This is a genomic window from Streptomyces sp. NPDC104581 (genome assembly GCF_055583685.1).
In genome coordinates this window covers 34124-54475 of the sequence record NZ_JBVJNN010000045.1, presented here as the reverse complement: position 1 = coordinate 54475, position 20352 = coordinate 34124, and the positions used below count along the sequence as shown (strand labels likewise).

Annotated in this window: 20 protein-coding genes; 5 read left to right on the top strand and 15 right to left on the bottom strand. The window is 72.9% G+C overall.

All coding sequences use genetic code 11. From position 1 onward, the window contains the following. Nucleotides 1-155: 155 nt before the first annotated feature. Entirely contained in the window at nt 156-1070 is a 915-nt protein-coding gene (locus ACZ61E_RS27765; protein ID WP_469702674.1) for a polysaccharide deacetylase family protein, read from the bottom strand. Nucleotides 1071-1250: 180 nt separating this feature from the next. On the opposite strand from ACZ61E_RS27765, the gene ACZ61E_RS27760 reads away from it, so the two are divergent. Further along, a complete protein-coding gene (locus tag ACZ61E_RS27760) occupies nt 1251-1712 on the top strand; it encodes a universal stress protein (RefSeq protein WP_469702672.1) in 462 nt (153 codons plus the stop codon). Nucleotides 1713-1751: 39 nt separating this feature from the next. Here ACZ61E_RS27760 and ACZ61E_RS27755 read toward each other — a convergent pair whose 3' ends face one another. Then, nucleotides 1752-2951, bottom strand: a complete 1200-nt coding sequence (locus tag ACZ61E_RS27755; RefSeq protein ID WP_469702670.1) for a CapA family protein — start codon at nt 2949-2951, stop codon at nt 1752-1754. Nucleotides 2952-3223: 272 nt separating this feature from the next. On the opposite strand from ACZ61E_RS27755, the gene ACZ61E_RS27750 reads away from it, so the two are divergent. Continuing rightward, nucleotides 3224-3808, top strand: coding sequence for a sigma-70 family RNA polymerase sigma factor (locus tag ACZ61E_RS27750; RefSeq protein WP_469702669.1), 585 nt, complete (start codon nt 3224-3226; stop codon nt 3806-3808). Here ACZ61E_RS27750 and ACZ61E_RS27745 read toward each other — a convergent pair. Next, entirely contained in the window at nt 3745-3939 is a 195-nt protein-coding gene (locus ACZ61E_RS27745) for a zf-HC2 domain-containing protein (protein ID WP_469702667.1), read from the bottom strand. The two genes, ACZ61E_RS27750 and ACZ61E_RS27745, sit on opposite strands and share 64 nt — an antisense overlap. Nucleotides 3940-4051: 112 nt before the next feature. On the opposite strand from ACZ61E_RS27745, the gene ACZ61E_RS27740 reads away from it, so the two are divergent. Beyond that, a complete protein-coding gene (locus ACZ61E_RS27740; protein WP_469702666.1) occupies nt 4052-4594 on the top strand; it encodes a hypothetical protein in 543 nt (180 codons plus the stop codon). Nucleotides 4595-4670: 76 nt separating this feature from the next. On the opposite strand, the gene ACZ61E_RS27735 is transcribed toward ACZ61E_RS27740, so the two are convergent. The 4 genes from ACZ61E_RS27735 to ACZ61E_RS27720 all read right to left on the bottom strand — a co-directional run bounded on the left by ACZ61E_RS27735 (nt 4671) and on the right by ACZ61E_RS27720 (nt 8618). Continuing rightward, nucleotides 4671-5867: a sensor histidine kinase gene (locus ACZ61E_RS27735; RefSeq protein WP_469702664.1), complete on the bottom strand. Its 1197-nt coding sequence runs from the start codon at nt 5865-5867 to the stop codon at nt 4671-4673. Between the two features lie 43 nt (nt 5868-5910). Next, nucleotides 5911-7398 carry a sodium/solute symporter gene (locus tag ACZ61E_RS27730; protein WP_469702662.1) on the bottom strand — a complete coding sequence of 496 codons (1488 nt, stop codon included), beginning with the start codon at nt 7396-7398 and terminating at the stop codon, nt 5911-5913. Then, entirely contained in the window at nt 7395-7757 is a 363-nt protein-coding gene (locus ACZ61E_RS27725) for a DUF485 domain-containing protein (RefSeq protein ID WP_469702660.1), read from the bottom strand. Before ACZ61E_RS27725 ends, ACZ61E_RS27730 begins: the two co-directional genes overlap by 4 nt. Before the next feature lie 111 nt (nt 7758-7868). Further along, nucleotides 7869-8618 (bottom strand): LytR/AlgR family response regulator transcription factor, encoded by a 750-nt coding sequence (locus tag ACZ61E_RS27720; RefSeq protein WP_469702658.1) that lies wholly within the window; start codon nt 8616-8618, stop codon nt 7869-7871. Nucleotides 8619-8732: 114 nt separating this feature from the next. Here ACZ61E_RS27720 and ACZ61E_RS27715 point away from each other — a divergent pair, with 114 nt between their 5' ends. Beyond that, complete coding sequence (locus ACZ61E_RS27715) at nt 8733-9401, top strand: zf-HC2 domain-containing protein (RefSeq protein WP_469702656.1); 669 nt, start codon at nt 8733-8735, stop codon at nt 9399-9401. Between the two features lie 82 nt (nt 9402-9483). On the opposite strand, the gene ACZ61E_RS27710 is transcribed toward ACZ61E_RS27715, so the two are convergent. The 8 genes from ACZ61E_RS27710 to ACZ61E_RS27675 form a co-directional block, all read right to left on the bottom strand. After that, nucleotides 9484-10350 carry an Fpg/Nei family DNA glycosylase gene (locus ACZ61E_RS27710; protein ID WP_469702654.1) on the bottom strand — a complete coding sequence of 289 codons (867 nt, stop codon included), beginning with the start codon at nt 10348-10350 and terminating at the stop codon, nt 9484-9486. 48 nt (nt 10351-10398) lie between these two features. Next, nucleotides 10399-11277: an amidohydrolase family protein gene (locus tag ACZ61E_RS27705; protein ID WP_469702653.1), complete on the bottom strand. Its 879-nt coding sequence runs from the start codon at nt 11275-11277 to the stop codon at nt 10399-10401. Beyond that, nucleotides 11274-12248, bottom strand: coding sequence for an aldo/keto reductase (locus tag ACZ61E_RS27700; protein WP_469702651.1), 975 nt, complete (start codon nt 12246-12248; stop codon nt 11274-11276). Before ACZ61E_RS27700 ends, ACZ61E_RS27705 begins: the two co-directional genes overlap by 4 nt. A 119-nt stretch (nt 12249-12367) precedes the next feature. Continuing rightward, on the bottom strand, nt 12368-13930 hold the full coding sequence (locus tag ACZ61E_RS27695) for a wax ester/triacylglycerol synthase family O-acyltransferase (RefSeq protein WP_469702650.1): 1563 nt from the start codon (nt 13928-13930) through the stop codon (nt 12368-12370). A gap of 128 nt (nt 13931-14058) precedes the next feature. Further along, complete coding sequence (locus ACZ61E_RS27690) at nt 14059-16137, bottom strand: SpoIIE family protein phosphatase (protein ID WP_469702648.1); 2079 nt, start codon at nt 16135-16137, stop codon at nt 14059-14061. A gap of 93 nt (nt 16138-16230) precedes the next feature. Beyond that, nucleotides 16231-17442 (bottom strand): DUF6777 domain-containing protein, encoded by a 1212-nt coding sequence (locus tag ACZ61E_RS27685; protein ID WP_469702647.1) that lies wholly within the window; start codon nt 17440-17442, stop codon nt 16231-16233. A 127-nt stretch (nt 17443-17569) separates the two neighbouring features. Continuing rightward, complete coding sequence (locus ACZ61E_RS27680; RefSeq protein ID WP_469702645.1) at nt 17570-17743, bottom strand: hypothetical protein; 174 nt, start codon at nt 17741-17743, stop codon at nt 17570-17572. A gap of 313 nt (nt 17744-18056) precedes the next feature. Further along, entirely contained in the window at nt 18057-19454 is a 1398-nt protein-coding gene (locus ACZ61E_RS27675) for an SDR family NAD(P)-dependent oxidoreductase (protein ID WP_469702676.1), read from the bottom strand. A gap of 337 nt (nt 19455-19791) precedes the next feature. On the opposite strand from ACZ61E_RS27675, the gene ACZ61E_RS27670 reads away from it, so the two are divergent. Next, nucleotides 19792-20319: an SPW repeat protein gene (locus ACZ61E_RS27670; RefSeq protein ID WP_469702643.1), complete on the top strand. Its 528-nt coding sequence runs from the start codon at nt 19792-19794 to the stop codon at nt 20317-20319. The last annotated feature ends 33 nt before the right edge of the window (nt 20320-20352 follow it).

Here is a 20352-nt window from a genome sequence, read left to right as displayed (position 1 = left end):
CCCCCCCCCCCCCCCCCCCCCCCCCCCCCCCCCCCCCCCCCCCCCCCCCCCCCCCCCCCCCCCCCCCCCCCCCCCCCCCCCCCCCCCCCCGCCCCCCCCCCCCCCCCCCCCCCCCCCCCCCCCCCCCCCCCCCCCCCCCCCCCCGCCGCCGTGTGTCAGCGCTTCGGCGGGGTGATGCCGTATCCGCGCCTCGGTACGGTGAGGGTGTACCCCTTCTTCAGAAGCCGCGGCAGGTAGTCGCGGAGCGCGGCCACGCTCTGCGAGCGGTTGCCGCCCGCGTCGTGGGACAGCACCACGACACCGGGCGCGGCCCCGTCGAGCACTCTGCGGACGATCTTCCCGGTGCCGGGTGACTTCCAGTCGAGGGTGTCCAGGGTCCAGGCGAGGGGCTCCATGCCGAGGTCGGCGCCGATCCTGAAGGTGTGCCGGTTCCAGGAGCCGTACGGGGCGCGGAACCAGACCGGGGGGAGGCCGAGCGTCCGCTCGATCACCTCGCTGGTGCGCTCCATCTCCTCACGGATCGCGGCCGGTTTCAGCTTGGGCAGCTCCGGGTGCGACCAGCTGTGGTTGGCGACGACGTGCCCGTCGTCGGCCATCTCCCGGAGCAGGTCGCCCTGGCCCTTCGCCATTGCGCCGCAGACGAAGAACATCGCCCGTACGTCGTGCGCGCGCAGTGTCCTGAGGATGGCGGGGGTGTACTTGGGGTCGGGCCCGTCGTCGAAGGTGAGCACCATCGAGCGGCCCGAACCGGGCATCTCCATGAAGGGCTCGGTGCGCACAGGTGGCCGGGCCGGGCGGTAGCCGGGCGGCTGGAACTCCGTCATGGGGCTCAGCCGGTAGGCGGACGATCCGGCGGGCAGTGCCGGGGGCGGTCCCGCCGCCGCCCCGGCCGCCGGAGAGCCGCCGGCGGCGGGACCGCCCGCCGGGGGACTGCCGGTCGAGGGACGGACCGGTGTGTGGCTGTCGCCCGTGGTCATCAGCCGGGCCAGGCCGACGGCCCCGAGGACGGCGGCGAGGCGCAGGACGGCCCGTCGCCCCGGAATCATCTGGTTCGTCTTCGTGGGTTCCATGGCCAATGGCTCGCACGGCCGACGGCTCGCGCGCCTCACCGACACCGGCGTGCGCGGGTAAAGCACTCGATGGGATGAGCCGATGAGCGTCAGTCGCGCGGGCGGGCTGGAACGGGTCCCGCAGCGGCCTCCGGGCGCACCGCCGGTGGCCCGGATTCCGGGAGCCGGTAGCCTCCTGGCGTGACGGATCAGCAGCCCTCCCCCTTCGAACGCGGCACGGACGGCCCGAAGGTGATCGTCGCCGGCGTGGACGGTTCGGAGTCGTCCCTGCGCGCGGTGGCGTACGCCGGCGGTCTCGCCCGGCGGCAGAACGCCCTGCTCGCGATCGTGTACGTGCAGCCGCTGCTGTCGACGGGCGCCGCGCTCGGCGCCCCGGTCGCCGACGCGACCGAGGAGATCGCCGAGGGTCTCGCGGAGGAGATCCGCACCAGCGCCGAGCGGGTCAGGGGCATCTGGGACGTCCGCTGGGAGTTCCACACCCTGCGCGGCGACCCCTACAACGGGCTGGTCACCGCGGCCGACGACCTGAAGGCCGACGCCGTGGTCGTGGGCGCGTCCGAGTCGGCGGGGCACCGCTTCATCGGCTCGGTGGCCGTCCGGCTGGTCAAGGCGGGCCGCTGGCCGGTGACGGTCGTCCCGTAGGGCCTGCGCGGGTGCCGGGGCGGCGGCGGGGGGCCGGTGTCAACGGCCCGTCGTGAGGCCGTCCTTGGCGGCGCCGCGCCCGAGGACCGCGGCCTCGATCGCCGACCGTGCGGTGCGGTAGTCGTCCCTGGCCGGGTCCTCGTCCAGGGCCCGGTTGAGATTGACGACCCGTCCGACGGTGTTGTCCATGGTCTGCGGGACGAACTCCGCCTTCGTCACCGACCAGCGCTCCCCCTCGGCGGCGGGCGGCGCGAAGGTGAACCGGCCGATCGAGCCCTGGGTGCCGCGCGGGTCGGGCTGTCCGGCGTGGTCGACCATCTCGCCGGCGATCTGGTCGCCCATGCCGTAGACGATCCAGGTGCCGTTGACCTTCTCGTACGCCTGGGGGACATGGGCGTGCGTGCCGATGATCAGGTCGACGTCGGGACGGTCCCCGGTCCTGGACGCGGTGAGGCGCCGGCCGAGGGTCAGCTGCTTCTCGTCGGGCGCCGTCTGCCACTCGGTGCCCCAGTGGAGGCTCACGACGACGACGTCGGCGCCGGCCGCGCGGGCGGCCCGTGAGTCGGCGACGATCTTCTCCTCGTCGATGAGGTCGACGGCCCAGGGCTGTCCGTCGGGCAGCGGCCTGCCGTTGGTGTCGTAGGTGTACGCCAGGTGGGCGACCTTCGCGCCGCCCGCGTCCAGCAGCGCCGGCCGGGAGTCCTCGTCGGCCGAGCGCGCCGAGCCGACGTGCGCGACCCCGGCCTTGTCGAGCGCCCCGAGGGTGCGGCTGATGCCCTCGGCGCCGTCGTCCAGGGAGTGGTTGGAGGCGGTGGAGCAGGAGTCGTAGCCGGTCGCCCTGAGCGCGGTGGCGATCTGGGGCGGAGATTTGAAGGACGGATAGCCGGTGAACGGCCCGCCGTCCGGGCCGTACACCGTCTCCATGTGACAGATCGCCACATCGGCGGCCGAGACGACGGACTTCACCCCGGCGAGCATCGGTACGAAGTCGTGGCCCGCGCCGCCCGCGTCGACGCCGGCCCGGCGGATGACCGAGTCGTGCGGAAGAACGTCCCCGGAGGCGACGAGCGTGAATCCGCGCCGTGGTGTGGCGCCGCCCGCCGCCGAAGCGCCGGACCCGAAGGTGCTCGTGACGGGGGCTTCACCGGCGTCCCCGGCGCCCGGCCCTGCGCATCCGGCGGTCGTACCGAGCATGAGGGCGGCGGCGGCCACCGCCCCGTGGCGCATGCGCGTCGTCATCGGTCAGGCTCCTTCATTGACGAGGAAGGCGACCAAACGGTCAACGCATACATATCTTCATATTAGTGCGATTAATACACCAGACGTGTCCAATCACTCGAAATGGACGAAGCGGATCGGCCGAACCGTTCACCGCACCACTCGCCGCGCGGAGCGACCGCTCGTCGCAGACCCGTGTGAGCCGTCTGTCCCTCGGCGCACCCCATGCGTTCCGATACGCCAACGGCAACGACGCCGAGGGCAGCGACCCCCCGCGAGAAGGGACGTTCACGATGACCACCGCCACCGCCACGGCCACGGCGACGACCGACGAGCGGGCACTGGCGGAGTTGCAGCGCGACCACGGCCCCGCCCTGCTGCACTTCCTGCTCGGTCTGACCTACGGCGACCGGCAGCGCGCCGAGGACCTGCTCCAGGAGACACTGGTCCGCGCCTGGCAGCATCCCGAGGCGTTCGAAGGCCCCTACGAGTCCATGCGCCCCTGGCTGTTCACCGTCGGCCGCCGACTGGCGATAGACGCCCGCCGCTCACGTCTCGCCCGCCCCACCGAGGTCAGCGACGGCGTCCTCGAAGCCACCCCGGAGCCGGGCGACCCCACGGAGCGCTCGGTCGCGGCGCTCGACGTACGCCAGGCGGTGAAGTCGCTCAGCCCGGAGCACCGCGCCGTACTCGCCCAGATCTACTTCAGGGGTCTGAGCGTGGGCGAAGCCGCGCAGGTGCTCGGCATCCCGGCCGGCACCGTCAAGTCCCGCTCCTACTACGCGCTCCGCGCGCTCGGCCGCTCCCTGCCGGGCTACCACAGGTCCTCCTCGTCGAAGAGTGCGAGGAGCGCCGCCCCGTCGGCCGCCTCCGCATAGGCCGCGGCGCATTTCGCACAGCCGTCCAGGTGCCCGGCGACGAGCCGGTCCTCCTCGGGCGTGAGAGCTCCCAGCGCGTAGGCACCGAGCTGCGACCGCACATGCGGGTCACCGCCGGCCTCACCCGTCACATTCGCCTCCGGTCCTCTGTCGGATCCTGCTCTTCTGGCCACGCTGGGCACCGGCCGCCGGTTCAATGCTCCGTGAAGCAGCGTCCACGGAGGGGAAGGAAGGCGCAAAACAATGCGTCCGGAACGTCACGACACAGACGGTGGAGGCGGCCTGCTCGTCCCCATGGCATGGATGTACGCCGAGTACATCGCCGACGAACTACTGCGCACCGGCGACCTGATGCCGCCCACCACACTTGAGTACCGGGCGGGTCGCGACGCCCTCGCCCTGACCATCTTCCTGTCCGACGGAGCGGTCGGCGGACCCGGCGGCGTGGCGCGGATGGACGAGTGGCGGACACTGACCGAGTACGGCACCGGTTGGCGTGAATGGGTCTGTCACCAACTCGACCTGCTGGAGACCCGGGCGTTCCAGGCGGAGCGGACCGGTGCCGCCGTCCCCGACCCCGATCTGGAACTGGCCCTGGCGGCCTGGCGGTGGCTTGAGGAGACAGAGCTGCTGGCGCCGGACCTCGACGCGATGGGCGCGCCGGGCGATCCGCTCGTGGCCGGTCGCGGGGAGGTGCGGCGGTACGAGGAGGAGGGGCCGCAGGTGTGGACCCCGGCGTGGCAACTGGGGCTGCCGCTGGGGCATCTGGCGATACATCTGTTCTGAGAGCCGTTCCGAAAGCGGTTCCGGGGAGGGTTCCGGGACGAGAGGCACCCTCGGCGTTCCGGCCGCCGGGCCCCGCTCAGGTGCCGTGCACCCCCGCGCGGTACTTGGGGATCCGTACCGTGATCCGCATCCCCGCCCCGACCCCGGTCTCGATGACGAGCCCGTAGTCGTCCCCGTAGACCTGGCGCAGCCGTTCGTCCACGTTGAGCAGTCCGATGCCCGTGGACAGGCCGCCCTCGCCGCGCAGGATCCGGCGCAGCCGCTCCGGGTCCATGCCCACCCCGTCGTCCTCGATCACCACTTCCGCCTCCGAGCCCGCGTCGAGCGCGCTGATGGTGATGTGGCTCATCGTGATCTTGCCTTCGAGACCGTGCTTGACGGCGTTCTCCACGAGGGGCTGAAGACAGAGGAACGGCATCGCGACCGGCAGCACCTCGGGGGCGACCTGGAGGGTGACCGACAGACGGTCGCCGAAGCGGGCCCGGACGAGCGCCAAGTACTGGTCGATGGAGTGCAGTTCGTCGGCGAGGGTGGTGAAGTCCCCGTGCCTGCGGAACGAGTAGCGGGTGAAGTCGGCGAACTCCAGCAGCAGTTCGCGGGCCCGCTCGGGGTCGGTACGGACGAACGAGGCGATCGCGGCCAGAGAGTTGAAGATGAAGTGCGGTGAGATCTGGGCGCGCAGCGCCTTGATCTCCGCCTCGATCAACTGGGTGCGGGAACGGTCGAGTTCGGCGAGTTCCAGCTGTACGGAGACCCAGCGGGCGACCTCACCCGCCGCCCGTGCGAGGACCGCGGACTCCCGCGGGGCGTAGGCGACGAGGGTGCCGAGCACCCGGTGGTCGACGGTCAGCGGCGCGGCGACGCCCCAGCGCAGCGGACAGTCCAGATCACCGCAGCCGCTGGCGAAGGCGGTGTCGCGCCCGCTGGCGAGCAGCCCCTGCACATGGTCCATCACATGTTTGCCGTGGTGCTCGCCGAGACCGTCCCAGACCAGTACCCGGTCCCGGTCGGTGAGGCAGAGCGCGTCGGTCCCCAGCAGTGAGCGCAGCCGGCGGGCGGCCTTGCCCGCGCTCTCCTCGGTGAGCCCGGCACGCAGCGGCGGGGCGGCGAGCGAGGCGGTGTGCAGGGTCTCGAAGGTGGCGTGCTCGACGGGCGTACCGACGTCGCTGGTCCGGTCCGGGCGGCTCTTTCCGGTACGGCGGCCGAGCACGTATCCCCCGGCGGCCAGCAGCGTGCCGAGCACGATCAGTACCGCGAGGGCGGCGCCGCTCATCGTGAACCTCTCATCGGGGTCGTCGGGACCGGCCGGGCCGGGGTCATCGCGGGCCGCCCCGGGCCCGTGGCGTCAGGGCCTCCGGCAGATGGAAGCGGGTCATGGCGGCCTTGGTGCCCGGCGGTATCCGCGAGCGGGTGGCCAGCGACACCAGGATCATCGCGAGGAACCCGACGGGCACCGACCAGACGGCGGGCCAGGCGAGCAGCGCGTGCGGCCAGCCCGACCGTACGGCGCCGCTGACCGTGATCCCGATGGCCACCAGCGCCGAGCCGCCGCCGAGCAGCAGTCCGGCTATCGCGCCGGGCGGGGTGAGTCGCCGCCACCAGATGCCGAGCACCAGCAGGGGGCAGAACGAGGACGCGGAGACGGCGAAGGCCATCGCGACGGCGTCCGCCACCGGCATGCCGCTGACCACGAGCGAACCGCCGAGCGGTATCAGCATCGCGAGCAGCGTGGCCAGCCTGAAGTGCCGTACGCCTCGCGAGGGCAGCACGTCCTGGGTGAGCACCCCGGCCACCGCCATGGTCAGACCGGACGCGGTGGACAGGAACGCGGCGAAGGCGCCGCCCGCGACCAGCGCGCCCAGCAGATCGCCTGCCGTGCCCCCGATCACCAGATCGGGCAGCAGCAGGACGGCGGCGTCGGCATCCGAACCGAGGACGCCCTCGGGCGCGTACAGCCGCCCGAGGGCGCCGTAGACCGGCGGCAGCAGATAGAAGCCGCCGATCAGGGCGAGCACGACGACAGTGGTCCGGCGGGCCGCGCGGCCGTTGGGGCTGGTGTAGAAGCGGACCACGACGTGCGGCAGGCCCATGGTGCCGAGGAAGGTGGCGACGATCAGCCCGTACGTCGCGTACATGGGGTGGTCCGCGCGGCTCGACATCTCGGTCGGGTCGAAGTCGATCGGGGGGCGGCCGTCGCCCTGCCAGGCCAGCAGCAGGAAGATCGCCGGGACGAGCAGCGCCGTGAGCTTGAGCCAGTACTGGAACGCCTGCACGAAGGTGATGCTGCGCATGCCGCCCGCCGCGACGGCCACCACCACGACGACCGCGACGAGGACGGCGCCGAACCAGTTCGGCGCGCCGGTGAGGATCTCCAGGGTGAGGCCCGCGCCCTGGAGCTGCGGCACCAGATAGAGCCAGCCCGCGCCGACGACCAGGGCGCTGACCACGCGCCGGGCGGGGCGGGATTCCAGGCGTCCCTCCGCGAAGTCGGGCAGCGTGTAGGCACCGGAGCGGCGCAGCGGGGCGGCGACGAAGATCAGCAGGACCAGATAGCCGGCGGTGTAGCCGACCGGATACCAGAGCATGTCGGGGCCGTGCAGCAGGAGCAGTCCGGCGATGCCGAGGAAGGAGGCGGCGGAGAGGTACTCACCGCTGATCGCGGCGGCGTTGAGGCCGGGCCGTACGGTGCGGGAGGCCACGTAGAAGTCGGAGGTGGTGCGCGATATGCGCAGGCCGAAGCCGCCGACGAGGACGGTGGCGACCACGACGACGGCGACGGCCGTCACCGTGTAACTCTGGCTCACGGCAGCGGCCGGCCCTTCACCAGCCGGGCGAAGTCCCGCTCGTTGCGCTCCGCGCGCCGCACGTACCACCAGGCCAGCAGGGTGAGCAGCGGATAGGCGGCGACGCCGAGCACCACCCAGACGACGGTGGGGTCGCCGAGCGCGGCGAAGGCGAGCGGGAGTGTGCCGACGACCGCGGCGAGCAGGGCGAACGCCGTGAGTCCGGCGCGGAGTTGGCTGCGCATGAGGGAGCGGACGTAGGCGTCGCCGAGCGCGGTCTGCTCGTCGATCTCGGACTGGGCGCGGTAGCGGGGCAGTGGGCGTACCCGGCGGGGTTCACCGGTGACGACCTCCCGCTTGGGGTGGGGATCAGCGGTCATGGTCTCTCCTCCCCCTCGTCCGGGTCGCCGGTGCCAGGGCCGGAGTCTAGGCAGACCGCCGAGGCGGAGGGAAGCCCCGGCGCACCACCGTCCGGCCGGTGAAGGGCCTGGTCAGCGGCCGGGCTGTCGCATCAGCAGATCGCGCAGGGCTCTGGAGTGACGCCGGCTGACCGCCAGTTCCGCCTCACCGACGCGCACGCTCATGGCGCCGGCGTCGAGGCGCAGTTCGTCGATGCGGGCGATGGCGACGAGATGCCGGCGGTGGATCCGTACGAAACCGCGGGAGCGCCAGCGCTCCTCCAGGGTGGTGAGGGGGACACGCACCAGATGGCTTGCGGTGTCGGTGTGGAGTCTGGCGTAGTCGCCCTGCGCCTCGGCGTAGACGATGTCGGCGACGGGGACGAAGCGGGTCACGCCGCCGAGTTCGACGGGGATCTGGTCGGTGGAGGTGTCCACGACGGGGCCGCGCTCCCCCACAAGCTCCGCGACCCGCCGCACGGCCTCGGCCAGCCGCTCCCGGCGGACGGGCTTGAGCACGTAGTCGACGGCCTTGAGGTCGAACGCCTGGACGGCGAAGCCCTCGTGGGCGGTGACGAAGACGATCAGCGGGGGTTCGGCGAAACCGGCCAGGAGCTTGGCGACGTCGAGGCCCGTGAGGCCCGCCATGTGGATGTCGAGGAAGACGACGTCGACGGCGGCCGGGTCGTCCGGGCCGGCGTCGAGCGCGGCCCCGATGCGGCGCAACGCCTCGGTCGCGCTGGTGGCACCCTCGGCGCCGCGGATCCGCGGGTCGGCGCGCAGGAGGTACAGCAGCTCTTCGAGGGCGGGCTCTTCGTCGTCCACGGCCAGTACACGCAGCATGACGGGGAAGTTTAAGGGCTTCCGGGCGTGGTGGGCCCGGACGGGAGGCGGATATCGATCCGTGGACGGGGGTGTCGTTTGAGTGATTCGCCGTCGCGCCCCGTATCAGGGGGCATGCGGACCCCGGAGATCCATCGCGACGTGGGCGCCTACGCGCTCGGCGTCCTTGACGCGGCCGACGCCTTCCGCTTCGAGGACCATCTCATGGACTGTCCGCACTGCACACTGCTGTTGGGGGATTTCGGCGCGGTACGGGGTCAGCTCGACGAGTACACGCGGCGGACCCCCGCGCGGGTGGCGCCCATCGTGTCGGCGGGGCCCGAGCTGCTGCACCGGCTGCTCGAAGGGACGGCCGCCCGGCGGCGGGTGAGCCGCCGGCGGCGGCTGGCCCTGCTGGCGGCGGCGATGGTGATCGCGGTGGGCGGTCCGTTCGCGGTCGTCGACGCGCAGCGGGGCGGCGGCTCCCCGGCGGGGCCGACGGCCGAGCGGTGGACGGCGAAGGACCGCAGGACCGGGACGGCCGCGGTCGTGACGGCGGCGGAGCGGGGCTGGGGCACGGACATCGCGCTGGAGCTGTCGAAGTCGGCGGCGGCCGGGGTGTGCGCGCTGGTCGCCGTCGGCCGTGACGGGTCGGAGGAGACCGTGATGACCTGGTCGGCCCGCGCGGGCGGCGAGGGGCCGATGGTCACCTGGGGCGGCGCAGCGCTGCGGCCGTACGAGATCGACCGGTTCGAGGTGCGTACGGCGGAGGGCCGGCGGCTGATGACGGTGCGGGGCCGGTGACGGCAGGACCGGCGGGGTCCTCGTACGCCTCTCCTACGGCTCCCACGCCTCGTACGGCGGCGGTCGCGACCACGGGACACCCCTACTTGAGGAAGCGGGAGGTCCGGCGGTCGGCGAGCGGTTTGCCGCCCGTCTGGCAGGTGGGGCAGTACTGGAGCGAGGAGTCCGCGAAGGCGACCGACCTGATGGTGTCGCCGCACACGGGGCATGTCTCGCCGGCCCGGCCGTGCACCCGCAGACCGCTCTTCTTCTCGGCCTTGAGCCGGCCGGCGGCGACACCGCGCGAGCGTTCGATCGCCGAGTTCAGCGTCGTGCGCATCGCGTCGTGGAGGACGGTGATCTCGTCGTCGGTCAGATTCTGGACCGGCTTGAAGGGTGACATCTTCGCCGCGTGCAGGATCTCGTCGCTGTAGGCGTTGCCGATGCCCGCGATCAGCCGCTGGTCCCGCAGGGCGCCCTTGAGCTGGCGGCGCTCCCCCGCGAGCAGCGCGGCGAGGGCGTCCCGGTCGAAGGACTCGTCCAGCGGGTCGGGGCCGAGGCTCGCGACGGCGGGCACCTGGAAGGGGTCGCGTACGAGATGGACGGCGAGGCGCTTGGTGGTGCCCGCCTCGGTCAGGTCGAAGCCGTCGCCCCCGGCCAGGACGGTCCGCAGGGCGAGCGGCCCCTTCCCGGGGCGCGGCGGGGTGGGCGGGAACTCGTCCTTCCAGCGCAGCCAGCCCGCGCGGGCCAGATGGATCACCAGATGGAGCCCGGGGTCGCCCGCCACGATGTCGAGCCATTTGCCGTGCCGCTCGATCCCGCTGACGGTGGTGCCCTCCAGTGCGGTGAGCGGCGGGTCGTACGTCTTGAGGACGTTGATCGACAGGGGCAGCACGCGGGCGACCTCCTTGCCGACCAGATGGCCGTCGAGGAACTCTCTCAGCGCTTCGACTTCGGGGACTTCAGGCATGCGTCAAGCGTGCCGCAGCACCGGCGGGAACGCCCGGTGGGCGCCGGTTCAGAGTCCGTAGACCGCGGTGGCCGTCCCGCCGAAGACCGCCCGCCGCTCGTTGTCGCTCAGGTCCGCGGTGAGCGTCCGGGTGACGGCGACGACCTCGGCGTACGAGGCGGCCAGTCGGCAGACCGGCCAGTCCGAGCCGAACATCAGCCGCGCGGAGCCGAACGCGTCGAGCGCGGTCTCCGTGTACGGGCGCAGTGTGTCCGCCGTCCAGGAGTCCCACGCGGCCTCGGTGACGAGCCCGGAGAGTTTGCAGACGGCGTTGGGCCTGGCGGCCAGCGCCCTGATGTGACCGGCCCAGGGGTCGAGACCGCCCGTGGCGACGGGCGGCTTGCCGAGGTGGTCGAGGACGAAGGTGAGCTGGGGCAGCAGTGCGGCGGTCGCGATCGCGGCCGGGAGCTGGTGCGGCAGGACGAGCAGGTCGTACGCGAGCCCGGCGGCGGCCACGGCGGTGAGCCCGCGCCGTACGTCGGGACGCAGCAGCCACTCGGGGTCGGGTTCGCCCTGGACCTGGTGCCGGATGCCGACGAGCTTGTCGCCGCCGGGCATCTCGCGCAGCGCGGCGAGGGTGTCGGCGATGCCGGGGGCGGTGAGGTCGGTCCAACCGACGACACCGGCGATCAGCTCGCTCGTGTCGGCGAGGGCGAGGAATTCGGGGGTCTCCTCGGCGACCGTGACGGTCTGGACGAGGACGGTGGCGCCGACTCCGGCCGCGCGGGCCTCGGGGGCGAGGTCGGCCACGCCGAAGTTCCGCCGGATGGGTGCCATGGCGGGGCCGGTGATCCAGTCCTGGTCCCGTACGGAGAGGTCCCACACATGGTGGTGGGCGTCCACGACGGGCGCGGACGCGGTCGGTGGTCGCGGCGGGGTCCCGCTCATCGGACGTCGCCCTCCAGCAGGCCCTCGGCGCGCAGCTCGTCCCAGAGCGCGCCGGGGACCGCGCGGCCGTACATGTCCACCGCGTCCTCGACCTCCGCGGCCGACCGGGTGCCGACGAGGACGCTCACGACGGCCGGGTGGAGCAGCGGATAGGCGATCGCGGCGGCGCGCAGCGGGACGCCGTGCCGCTCGGCGACGGTCTTGAGCCGCTGGGCGCGTTCCAGCAGCGCGGGCGGGGCGGCCGTGTAGTCGTACGTCGCGCCGGGGCGGGGGTCGGCGAGCAGCCCGGAGTTGAAGACGCCGCCGACGACCACGCTCCGGCCGCGGGCGGTTGCCTCGGGCAGGAGTCCGGCGAGGGCGGACTGGTCGAGGAGGGTGTGGCGGCCCGCGCACAGGACGACGTCGACGTCCGTGTCCCGGAGGAAGCGGGTGAGTACGGCGGTCTGGTTCATCCCGGCGCCGATCGCGCCGACGACGCCCTCGGCCCGCAGCCGTTCCAGCGCGGGGTACGCCTGTCCGAAGGCGTCGGCGACGTGGTCGTCCGGGTCGTGCAGATAGACGGTGTCGATCCGGTCGGTGCCGAGCCTCTCCAGGCTGTCGTCGATGCTCCGCCGTACGCCGTCGGCGCTGAAGTCCCAGACCCGGCGGTGCGTGGCGCGGACGGCGAAGCCGTTGTCGAGGTCGTCGCCGTCGGCGAACGGCACGGGTTCCAGCAGCCGGCCCACCTTGGTCGACAGGGTGTAGTCGGCGCGGGGGCGGGAGCGCAGGGCTTCGCCGAGGCGGCGTTCGGCGAGGCCGAGGCCGTAGTGCGGCGCGGTGTCGAAGTAGCGGATGCCCGCGTCCCAGGCGGCGTCGACGGCCGCCGCGGCCCGCTCCGGTTCGACGGGGGTGTACAGATTGCCGATCCCGGCCGTTCCGAAGGAGAGCTCGGATACGCCGACCCCGCCGCTTCCGAGCGTGTTCTGCCGCATTGCGCTGTGCCTCCCGACGTTGACACCCAGAATATTCATCGGATGACTGGGCGCCGTCAACACTTGGGAGGCAGCGAAGTCTGCCACTGCGCCAGAGCACGCGTCGGGAATTGTCCGACCTATCCGATCCGGTCGGCTCCTGCGGAAACGGCGGGCACAGCGGACATGTCACGTTCCACGGAGGCGGCGGCCGGGGGGACGGTGGGCGCCGTCGCGCGGAGCAGCTCGTCCAGCTCCTCGTTCATGTTCTTCGCCAGCCCTCCGAGGTCGGGCACGGCCTTGCCGTCGGCGACGAGACCGACATGGACCTGTCCGCCGTACGTCGTCAGCCCCACCGCCAGCGACTGACCGCGCGCCAGCGGCGCCATCGGATAGATCTCACGCAGCGGGCAGCCGCCGAACGAGAGCGTCGCGCGCGGCAGCGGCACGCTCGTCACGAGCACGTCGAAGAGGATCCGGGCCGCGCCGCCCGCGATCGGCGCGCCGAGCCGGTGCGCGAGCGGATGCAGCTGGCCGGCGAGTACGGCGACGGCCCCGGCGCCCCGTGAGGGACCGTCCTTCTTGTTGCGGTCCATCGCCCCGCGCACCTCGGTGAGGCGAGTGAGGGGATCGGGCTCGGAGACCGGCAGGCCGAGCAGATAGGCCGAGAGCATGTTGCCCGAGCCCCCGCCCGCGCCCGTCCCCTGCCTGGCCCGGCTCGGCCGCCGTCCGGAGACCGGCACCAGGGCGCGCGGATCGGAGCGCGGGTCGCGGTCCGGCAGTTCCTCGCCCCGCTCCAGCATCCAGCGGCGCAGCGCGCCGGCCACCGTGGCGAGGAGCACGTCGTTGACCGTGCCGCCGTGCGCCCTGCGTACCCGCCGGACGTCCTCCAGCGGGAGCACGGCGGTGGCGAGCCGCCGGGTGCCGCTGGAGCCGGCCGTGAGGGCGGGCGTACCGCGCAGGTCCAGCCGGCTGGCCCGGACGACGGAGGCGCCGATCCCCAGCGCCCGGCCCAGCTCGCCGAGGCGGCTCCTCGCCATGCCGGCCAGTTGCCAGGGGCCGGGCGGCCGGGGGCGGGGCGGGACGGGACGGGCGCGCCGGGTGCCGGCGGCCCGCGCGTCGGCGATCTCGTCGAAGATCCCGGCGCCGATGGCCACGGCGCGCATGCCGTCCGCGAGGGCGTGGTGCAGCTTCACCAGGACGGCGAACGGCCGGCCGCCCGGCTCCGTGGCGGGGATCGGTCCGCCACCGGCGGCCTCCGTGCCGCGGGCCGGTCCGCCGCTGCCCGGCGCCTCGCCCGCCGCCCGCCCTCCCGCCAGCACGTACATCTCCCAGGGCGGGATGCCCCGCTCCAGCGGTCGTTCCATCAGCTCCCCGGCGAGCCGCGACGCCTCCTCGGCGAAGTCCCCGGGCGGCAGCTCCACGAGCCGGACGTGTCTGCGTACGTCGAAGTCCTTGTCCACGCTCCAGGCGGCGCCGCCGACGGGCAGCAGGACGTCCCGTACGAGCATCCGCAGCCGGGGGACGGCCGCCGCGCGGGTGGCCAGCAGGTCCCGCAGCGCCCCGTCGTCGGCGGCGGTCCGCGCGCCGGGCGTGCCGGGCGCCGCCCCGAAGACGGCGAGCGCGCCCAGGTGCATCGGATGGTCCGGGGATTCGAGATGCCAGAAGGCCAGATCGAGAGGTGCCAGCAGCTCGGTGGTCAAGGGGGCCTCATGTCTCGCGGAGGGGAGCCGGGAGCCGCAGTCAATCGCCTGCGGTCGGTTACGGTCAAGTACGAAAGCGTTACGGACAGTTAGCATCACTGTAATGCCCCGCACCCCCCGCTGCCCTCTCAGCCGTCCCGCTCCGGGTGGCCCGAGATCACGAACTCGCTCCAGACGCATTTGCCGCTGCCGCGCGACTCCACGCCCCACTCGTCGGACAGCGCGTCCACCAGCACCAGACCTCTGCCCGAGACCCCCGATTCACCCGCGTCCCGGATCCGGGGCAGGGCGCTCGACCGGTCCTCGACCTCCAGCCGCAGCCGCCGCTCCACCCCGGGCAGGACCCGCACCGTCACGATCGAACCGCCGTCGGTGTGGGTGAGCGCGTTGGTCATCAGCTCGTCCACCACCAGCTCGACATCGTCCGACCTGTCCCCCGCACCCCACGCGCGCACGGCCGCCCGGACCATGTGCCGCGCCGACGAGAGCGCCTCGGGGTCGCCCTGCCCGACGTGCTGCTGGAGCTTCCCGCCGGTTCCGCCCGCGTACGCGCCGCGTCTGCGCAGCAGCAGAACGGCGATGTCGTCCTCGCCGCCCCCCTCGTCCACCACCTCGCACAGCCGGTCGGCCAGCTCCTGGAGATCGCGCGGACCGCCCGCGATCAGTCCGGCCAGCCTCTGCATCCCCTCGTCCAGATCACCTCCGGGGATCTCCACCAGACCGTCGGTGTAGAGGACCAGCGTCTGGCCGGGATCCAGCTCGACGGTGTTCACCGGATAGTCGAGCCGGCCGAACTCCGCCGACAGCCCCAGCGGCAGCCCGCCCTCCGCGGGCAGCCGGCGGCATCCGCCGTCGGTGTCGCGGATCATCGGATCGACATGGCCCGCCCGGACCACCCGGACGACCCCGGTGGCCAGATCGGCCTCCGCGTAGACACAGGTGGCGAAGCGGTCGGTGTCCAGTTCGTGCAGGAAGACCGAGGCGCGCGCCATCACCGTGGCCGGGGTGTGGCCCTCGGCCGCGTACGCCCGCAGGACGATCCGCAGCTGTCCCATCACGGCCGCGGCGTCGGTGTCATGGCCCTGTACGTCCCCGATGACGGCGCCGACCCGGCCGCCCGGCAGCGGGACGATGTCGTACCAGTCACCGCCGATGTCCCTGCCGAGCCGGGCCGACCGGTAGCGGACGGCGATCTCCGCGCCCGGCACGGCGGGGATACGGCGCGGCAGCATCGCCTGCTGGAGCCCCTCGGCGAGATCGTGCTCCTGCTCGAAGAGGACGGCCCGCTGGAGGCTCTGGGCGATGCTGCTGCCGAGGGCGACCAGCAGATTGCGGTCCTCGGTGGTGAAGCCGGTCTTGTCGCCGTAGAGCAGCCCGACGGCCCCGATGGGGCGGCCCTGCGCGATCAGCGGCAGATAGGCCGCCGAGGTGATGCCGAGATGGCTGATGTGGGGCCACAGCCCCGAGTAGGAGACGGCGAAGTCGTCGGGGGACTCGATGAACCGCGGGCTGAGCGTGCGGATCACCTCGCTCATCGGGTAGTCCTCGTCCACCCGTGTGACGCGGGTCCCCGGTACGAAGGAGTCCGGGGGCCCCTCGGCGACCAGGTGGACACGCCCCGATTCGAGGAGGCCCATGACCAGGCTGTCGGCGCCGAGGTGCTCCAGGCCGTCGGACCCCTTGAGCACGTCGATGACGTCCTGGACCGTTCTGGCGTGCGCGAGGGCGGCCGTGGCGCCCTCGACCACGGTGGTCCTGCGCTGGCGCTCCTCGTCCAGTTCGAGCCGCGCCATCGAGTCGGCGAGTTCCTGGGTGGCGTCGCGCATGATGCCGATGAGCCGGCGCGGATTGCCGGTCGCGTCGCGGCGGACGGAGCCCTGGGCGTGCGTCCAGCGCAGGGTGCCGTCGCGGCGCCGGACCCGGAAGTAGGCGCCGCAACCGTCGTCGCCGCGGCTGATCGCCTCCCCGACGAAGGCGTCGAGCCGTTCGTTCTCGCCGGCCGGCAGGCGCTCCAGGATCTTCGCGCGGGTGCCGTCGTAGTCGTCCTCGCGCATGTCGAGGATGCCCAGCGCCACCCGGTCCAGATGGAGAAGGCCGCTGCCGAGGTCCCAGTCGAAGCAGCCCATGCCGTTGAGGGACAGGCTCAGTTCCGGCTTCGCGGGCCAGTCGTCGGGGAGCGACGGGGGCCCCGCTTCCCGATCGACCATGGAGTCACTCTGTCACTATTTGTCGGATATCTCGACTGGTCGGACGGCACCGGTACGGGTACGCGGCCGGGCCCGGGGGTCCGGGAACGGCGGTCAGCCCTGGAAGACGGGACCGGCCGGGACGTCCCCGGGCACCGGGGAGGCGACGCCGGTACCGGACGGCGGACCGCCGCCGGACAGCGGTCCGGGGTCGCCGCCGGGTGTCACGCCGGGACCCTCCCGCTCCGGGGACATCGGCATCACGGGGTCGTCCGGCTCGACACCGCCGTCGGGCTCCCCCGTGGGTGTGGCCGAGGGACAGTCGGACGGGGCCGAGAGGTTCGCGGGCTCGTCGGGCGCCGGGGCGTCGGAGGTGAGGCAGTCGGGATCGGGGGTGCCCGGGGGCCTTTCGGTCGGGTCCGGGGGCTCCGCCGACGGCTCGACGACGTCGGTGTCCGGGGAGTACGGGGGCGGCACGTCGGGGTTCTTGTCCTGGTCGCCGTCGGTACCGGACCTGCGCTCGACCCAGGCGTTGTCGGCGACGATCAGCAGGGCGGGCAGCACCCGGGTGCTGCGGTTGACCACGACGACCCGGTCGGGCCGGTAACCGCTCCAGGGCGTTCCCCGGTGGATCGCGTCGGCGCGCGGCGCGACGGCGGGGCGCAGCGGGTTGCCGCCGGCGCAGCGGACCCTGGGCAGCCCCCGGTCGTCCACGAGGACGGCGGTGCCGGTCTGGAGGACGGCCTGATGCGCGGCGGCCGTCCCGTCCCGGTAGCCGTGGCTGGTGAGACGTACGTCGGCGCGCAGGACGACGGGGGTGAGCCCGCGCAGGAAGTTCGGGACCGAGGCGGCGCCGACGCCCGCGCCGCGGGCGAAGGCGGTGGCCCTGGCGGGGTCGGCGGTGAGCAGCCGCGCCTGCGCGTCGACGTCGCAACTGGTGAGGGACTTCGTACCGCCGTACAGCCCGGCGGTGGCGCCGGAGACGGAGCGCACCGCGCGGGGGCGCTCGCCGGGGGCGCTCGGTTCGGCCGGTGCGCTCGGCGGCGGGAGGGAGGGGGCCGTGTCCGGCGGCGGCGCCGCGGTCGACTCGGTGAAGGGGGCGGGGCCGGGCGCCGCGAACGACTGGAGGAGGACCTTCGCCGAGGCCGCGTTCGCGGCTTTCGCCGCCCGCGCGTCCTTGCCGGCGCCGTCCTCACCGCAGCCGGCGATGATCAGGATGCCGGCCGACAGCACGGCGAGCGCGGCGTGCCGGGGGCGAATGGACAGGCATTCCACGGGGTCTCCCAGCTGATCGTCCCGGATGGTGACTCCATATCTGCCGGACACGGAGCCACCCCGCAAGCGGGGGGACACAGGTGGAGCACCGGGGCCGGCCGACGCCGGGCGGGCCGCGCACACGGCCCGCCCGGCACCGGGGTGGACGCTCTCCAGGGCCTGATCCGAACGACAGGTCCTAGTCGACGCCCTGGAGGATGTGGGGCTCCGCGAGGTCGTCCTCGTAGCCCGCCAGTCTGATCGGGGCGGACCTGGCCCACACCTCGATGTTCCGGAGCTTCTCGGGGCGGGTGCCCCGTCCACCGGCCGGTTCGGCCGGGCCGTTCTGGTACTGAGCCTTCTCAGGTGTCACCGCGCACTCCTTTGTGTCGCGTAACCCCGGGCACGCCGGCTCCGGACTCTCACCGGGCTCCGACCGCCGAACGGGGCAGGGGCAAGGACAGTTCGGTCGCGGTGGCGCCGGTTTTCGGGCAGGGCGACGGCCTGGTTGCAGGCCGCTCCGGGGACGGCCGAGGAACCTTCGTGGGTCCCTCGGGGGCGTCCGTGCGCCATACATTAACCAAATGAGCGCGGGCGCGCTCGATGGGGTCCGTACGGTGGACGACTTCCGGACAACGATCAGGAGAACACGGCGGACGGCGCCCCGCCCGCCGGGAGTTGGCGGACTACCAGTTGGCCGGCGCGTAGTCCTTGAGGAAGCAGCCGTAGAGGTCCTCGCCGCTCTGGCCGCGCACGATCGGGTCGTAGACGCGGGCCGCGCCGTCGATCAGGTCCAGCGGGGCGTGGAAGCCTTCCTCGGCGAGCCGCATCTTGTCCGGGTGCGGGCGCTCGTCGGTGATCCACCCGGTGTCGACGGCGGTCATCAGGATGCCGTCGGTCTGGAACATCTCCTGCGCGCTGGTGCGGGTCAGCATGTTGAGCGCGGCCTTCGCCATGTTCGTGTGCGGATGGCCAGCGCCCTTGTAGCCGCGGCTGAACACGCCCTCCATCGCCGACACGTTCACGACGTACGCGCGCCCGGCGGCCGCCGCCATCGCCGGGCGGAGCCGGCTGATCAGGATGAACGGCGCGGTGGAGTTGCAGAGTTGGACTTCGAGGAGTTCCACCGGATCGACGTCGGAAACCGTCTGGATCCAGCTGTTGGTGTCGTGCAGGTCGGGCACGAGGCCGCCCGCGTCGATCGCCGTGCCGGCCTCGATACGGGCGAGCGTGGCCGAACCGCCGACCAGGGCCAGCCCGGTGATGTCCGACGCGCTCAGCGCCTCGCCGCCGCCGGCGGGCAGCACGGCCTGCGCACCGCTGCCGAACGCGCCGATGACGTGCGAGGAGGGGAGTTCACCGGCGGGCAGCGGCGCGGACTCGGCGGCCAGCAGTTCGCTGTAGGCGCGGGGGGAGCGGCGTACCGTCTGCGCGGCGTTGTTGATGAGGATGTCCAGCGGGCCCTCGGCGGCGACGGAGTCGGCGAGGGCGACCACCTGGGCGGGGTCGCGCAGGTCTATCCCGACGATCTTGAGGCGGTGGATCCAGTCGGCGCTGTCCTCCATCGCCTTGAAGCGGCGGATCGCGTCGCTGGGGAAACGGGTGGTGATGGTGGTGTGCGCGCCGTCGCGCAGCAGGCGCAGCGCGATGTACATACCGATCTTGGCGCGGCCCCCGGTCAGCAGGGCGCGCTTGCCGGTGAGGTCCGTACGGGCGTCCCGGCGGGCGCGGTTCTCGGCGGCACACGGCTGGCAGAGCTGGTGGTAGAAGGCGTCGACCTCGACGTAACGGGTCTTGCAGATGTAGCAGGAGCGCGGTCGCTGGAGGATGCCCGCGATCTCGCCCGCGGCCGAGGACGACGGCAGCAGCCCCTGCGTCTCGTCGTCGATGCGCTCGGCGGAACCGGTGGCCGTCGCCTCGGTGACCGCCTTGTCGTTGGCGGTCTTCGCGGCCCGGCGCTCCTGGCGGCGGCGCTGTTTGACGGTGCGGTAGATCCCGGCGGTGGCGCGGCGCACGGTCACGGCGTCGGGGTGGTCGACGTCGAGCTTGTCGAGTTCGCCGAGCACGGCGAGGCAGACGGCCATGCGGTCGGGGTCGATACCGGGACCGTGGACCTCCACGCCGGGGGCGGCGGAGTCGTACGCGGCGGCCGGTCCACTCTCGCCGAGCGTGGTCCCGTCATCTGTCAACGTCATCGCCGGTGCCGTTCCTCATCAGTCGTCATCACCCGTTCGGAGCCGGTCCGACTCGTCGCGGATACGGCCGTCCGGCCCAGCGGCCTCGAACAGTTTGCCATGAGGTACGGGACGGTTTGCGCACCGCCCAACTACACATAAGGGTGAATAAGGGGCAGAATAGTGATGTACCGCTCGATCCAGAGCAACGCGGTCGAACATCTCATGACCGAAGGAGTCGAGACTCATGGCCGATGTTTCACACACCAGGGGAGACACAGGTTCTCGCCCCGGTGTTACCGACACCAGGGGAGACATAGGTGCTCACCCTGACGTACCAGAGATGCGGGCCAGGTACGCCCGCGTGCTCGGTGGACGCGATGTGGCGCTGCTGGACGGGCCGATCTTTCTCGCCGGCCTGTTCATCGCCCTGTCACCGTGGATCCTCCACTACACGGCCAGCCAGCCGGTGCTGGTGGTCCACAACGTGATCATGGGCGCCGCGATCGCCGGCCTGGCCCTCGTGTTCTCCGCGACCCCGACCCGTACGTACGGCTTCAGCTGGGCCCTGTGCCTGATGGGCGCCTGGATGGTCGCCGCGCCATGGGTCGTCGGTTCCAGCCCCGACCGCGGTGTGATCCTCAGCAACGTCATCCCCGGCGCACTCGTCGCCGTGCTGGGCCTCATCTGCGGCGCCGCCGCGATGAGGGCGGGCCGGATGCGCAACCGGGCGGGCCTTCGGGCGAGCGAGATGAGTCAGCGGACTCAGACCTGACCCCGATCCCCTCCCCCGCCCGGGGCGGGCGAA

What these genes read in the sequence shown, in the direction of transcription:
- ACZ61E_RS27765 (WP_469702674.1), bottom strand. Translation starts at nt 1,070, where the DNA reads ATGGAACCCACGAAGACGAACCAGATGATTCCGGGGCGACGGGCCGTC.
- ACZ61E_RS27755 (WP_469702670.1), bottom strand. Translation starts at nt 2,951, where the DNA reads ATGACGACGCGCATGCGCCACGGGGCGGTGGCCGCCGCCGCCCTCATG.
- ACZ61E_RS27750 (WP_469702669.1), top strand. Translation starts at nt 3,224, where the DNA reads ATGACCACCGCCACCGCCACGGCCACGGCGACGACCGACGAGCGGGCA.
- ACZ61E_RS27740 (WP_469702666.1), top strand. Translation starts at nt 4,052, where the DNA reads ATGCGTCCGGAACGTCACGACACAGACGGTGGAGGCGGCCTGCTCGTC.
- ACZ61E_RS27735 (WP_469702664.1), bottom strand. Translation starts at nt 5,867, where the DNA reads ATGAGCGGCGCCGCCCTCGCGGTACTGATCGTGCTCGGCACGCTGCTG.
- ACZ61E_RS27725 (WP_469702660.1), bottom strand. Translation starts at nt 7,757, where the DNA reads ATGACCGCTGATCCCCACCCCAAGCGGGAGGTCGTCACCGGTGAACCC.
- ACZ61E_RS27720 (WP_469702658.1), bottom strand. Translation starts at nt 8,618, where the DNA reads ATGCTGCGTGTACTGGCCGTGGACGACGAAGAGCCCGCCCTCGAAGAG.
- ACZ61E_RS27715 (WP_469702656.1), top strand. Translation starts at nt 8,733, where the DNA reads ATGCGGACCCCGGAGATCCATCGCGACGTGGGCGCCTACGCGCTCGGC.
- ACZ61E_RS27710 (WP_469702654.1), bottom strand. Translation starts at nt 10,350, where the DNA reads ATGCCTGAAGTCCCCGAAGTCGAAGCGCTGAGAGAGTTCCTCGACGGC.
- ACZ61E_RS27705 (WP_469702653.1), bottom strand. Translation starts at nt 11,277, where the DNA reads ATGAGCGGGACCCCGCCGCGACCACCGACCGCGTCCGCGCCCGTCGTG.
- ACZ61E_RS27700 (WP_469702651.1), bottom strand. Translation starts at nt 12,248, where the DNA reads ATGCGGCAGAACACGCTCGGAAGCGGCGGGGTCGGCGTATCCGAGCTC.
- ACZ61E_RS27690 (WP_469702648.1), bottom strand. Translation starts at nt 16,137, where the DNA reads ATGGTCGATCGGGAAGCGGGGCCCCCGTCGCTCCCCGACGACTGGCCC.
- ACZ61E_RS27675 (WP_469702676.1), bottom strand. Translation starts at nt 19,454, where the DNA reads ATGGCCGTCTGCCTCGCCGTGCTCGGCGAACTCGACAAGCTCGACGTC.
- ACZ61E_RS27670 (WP_469702643.1), top strand. Translation starts at nt 19,792, where the DNA reads ATGGCCGATGTTTCACACACCAGGGGAGACACAGGTTCTCGCCCCGGT.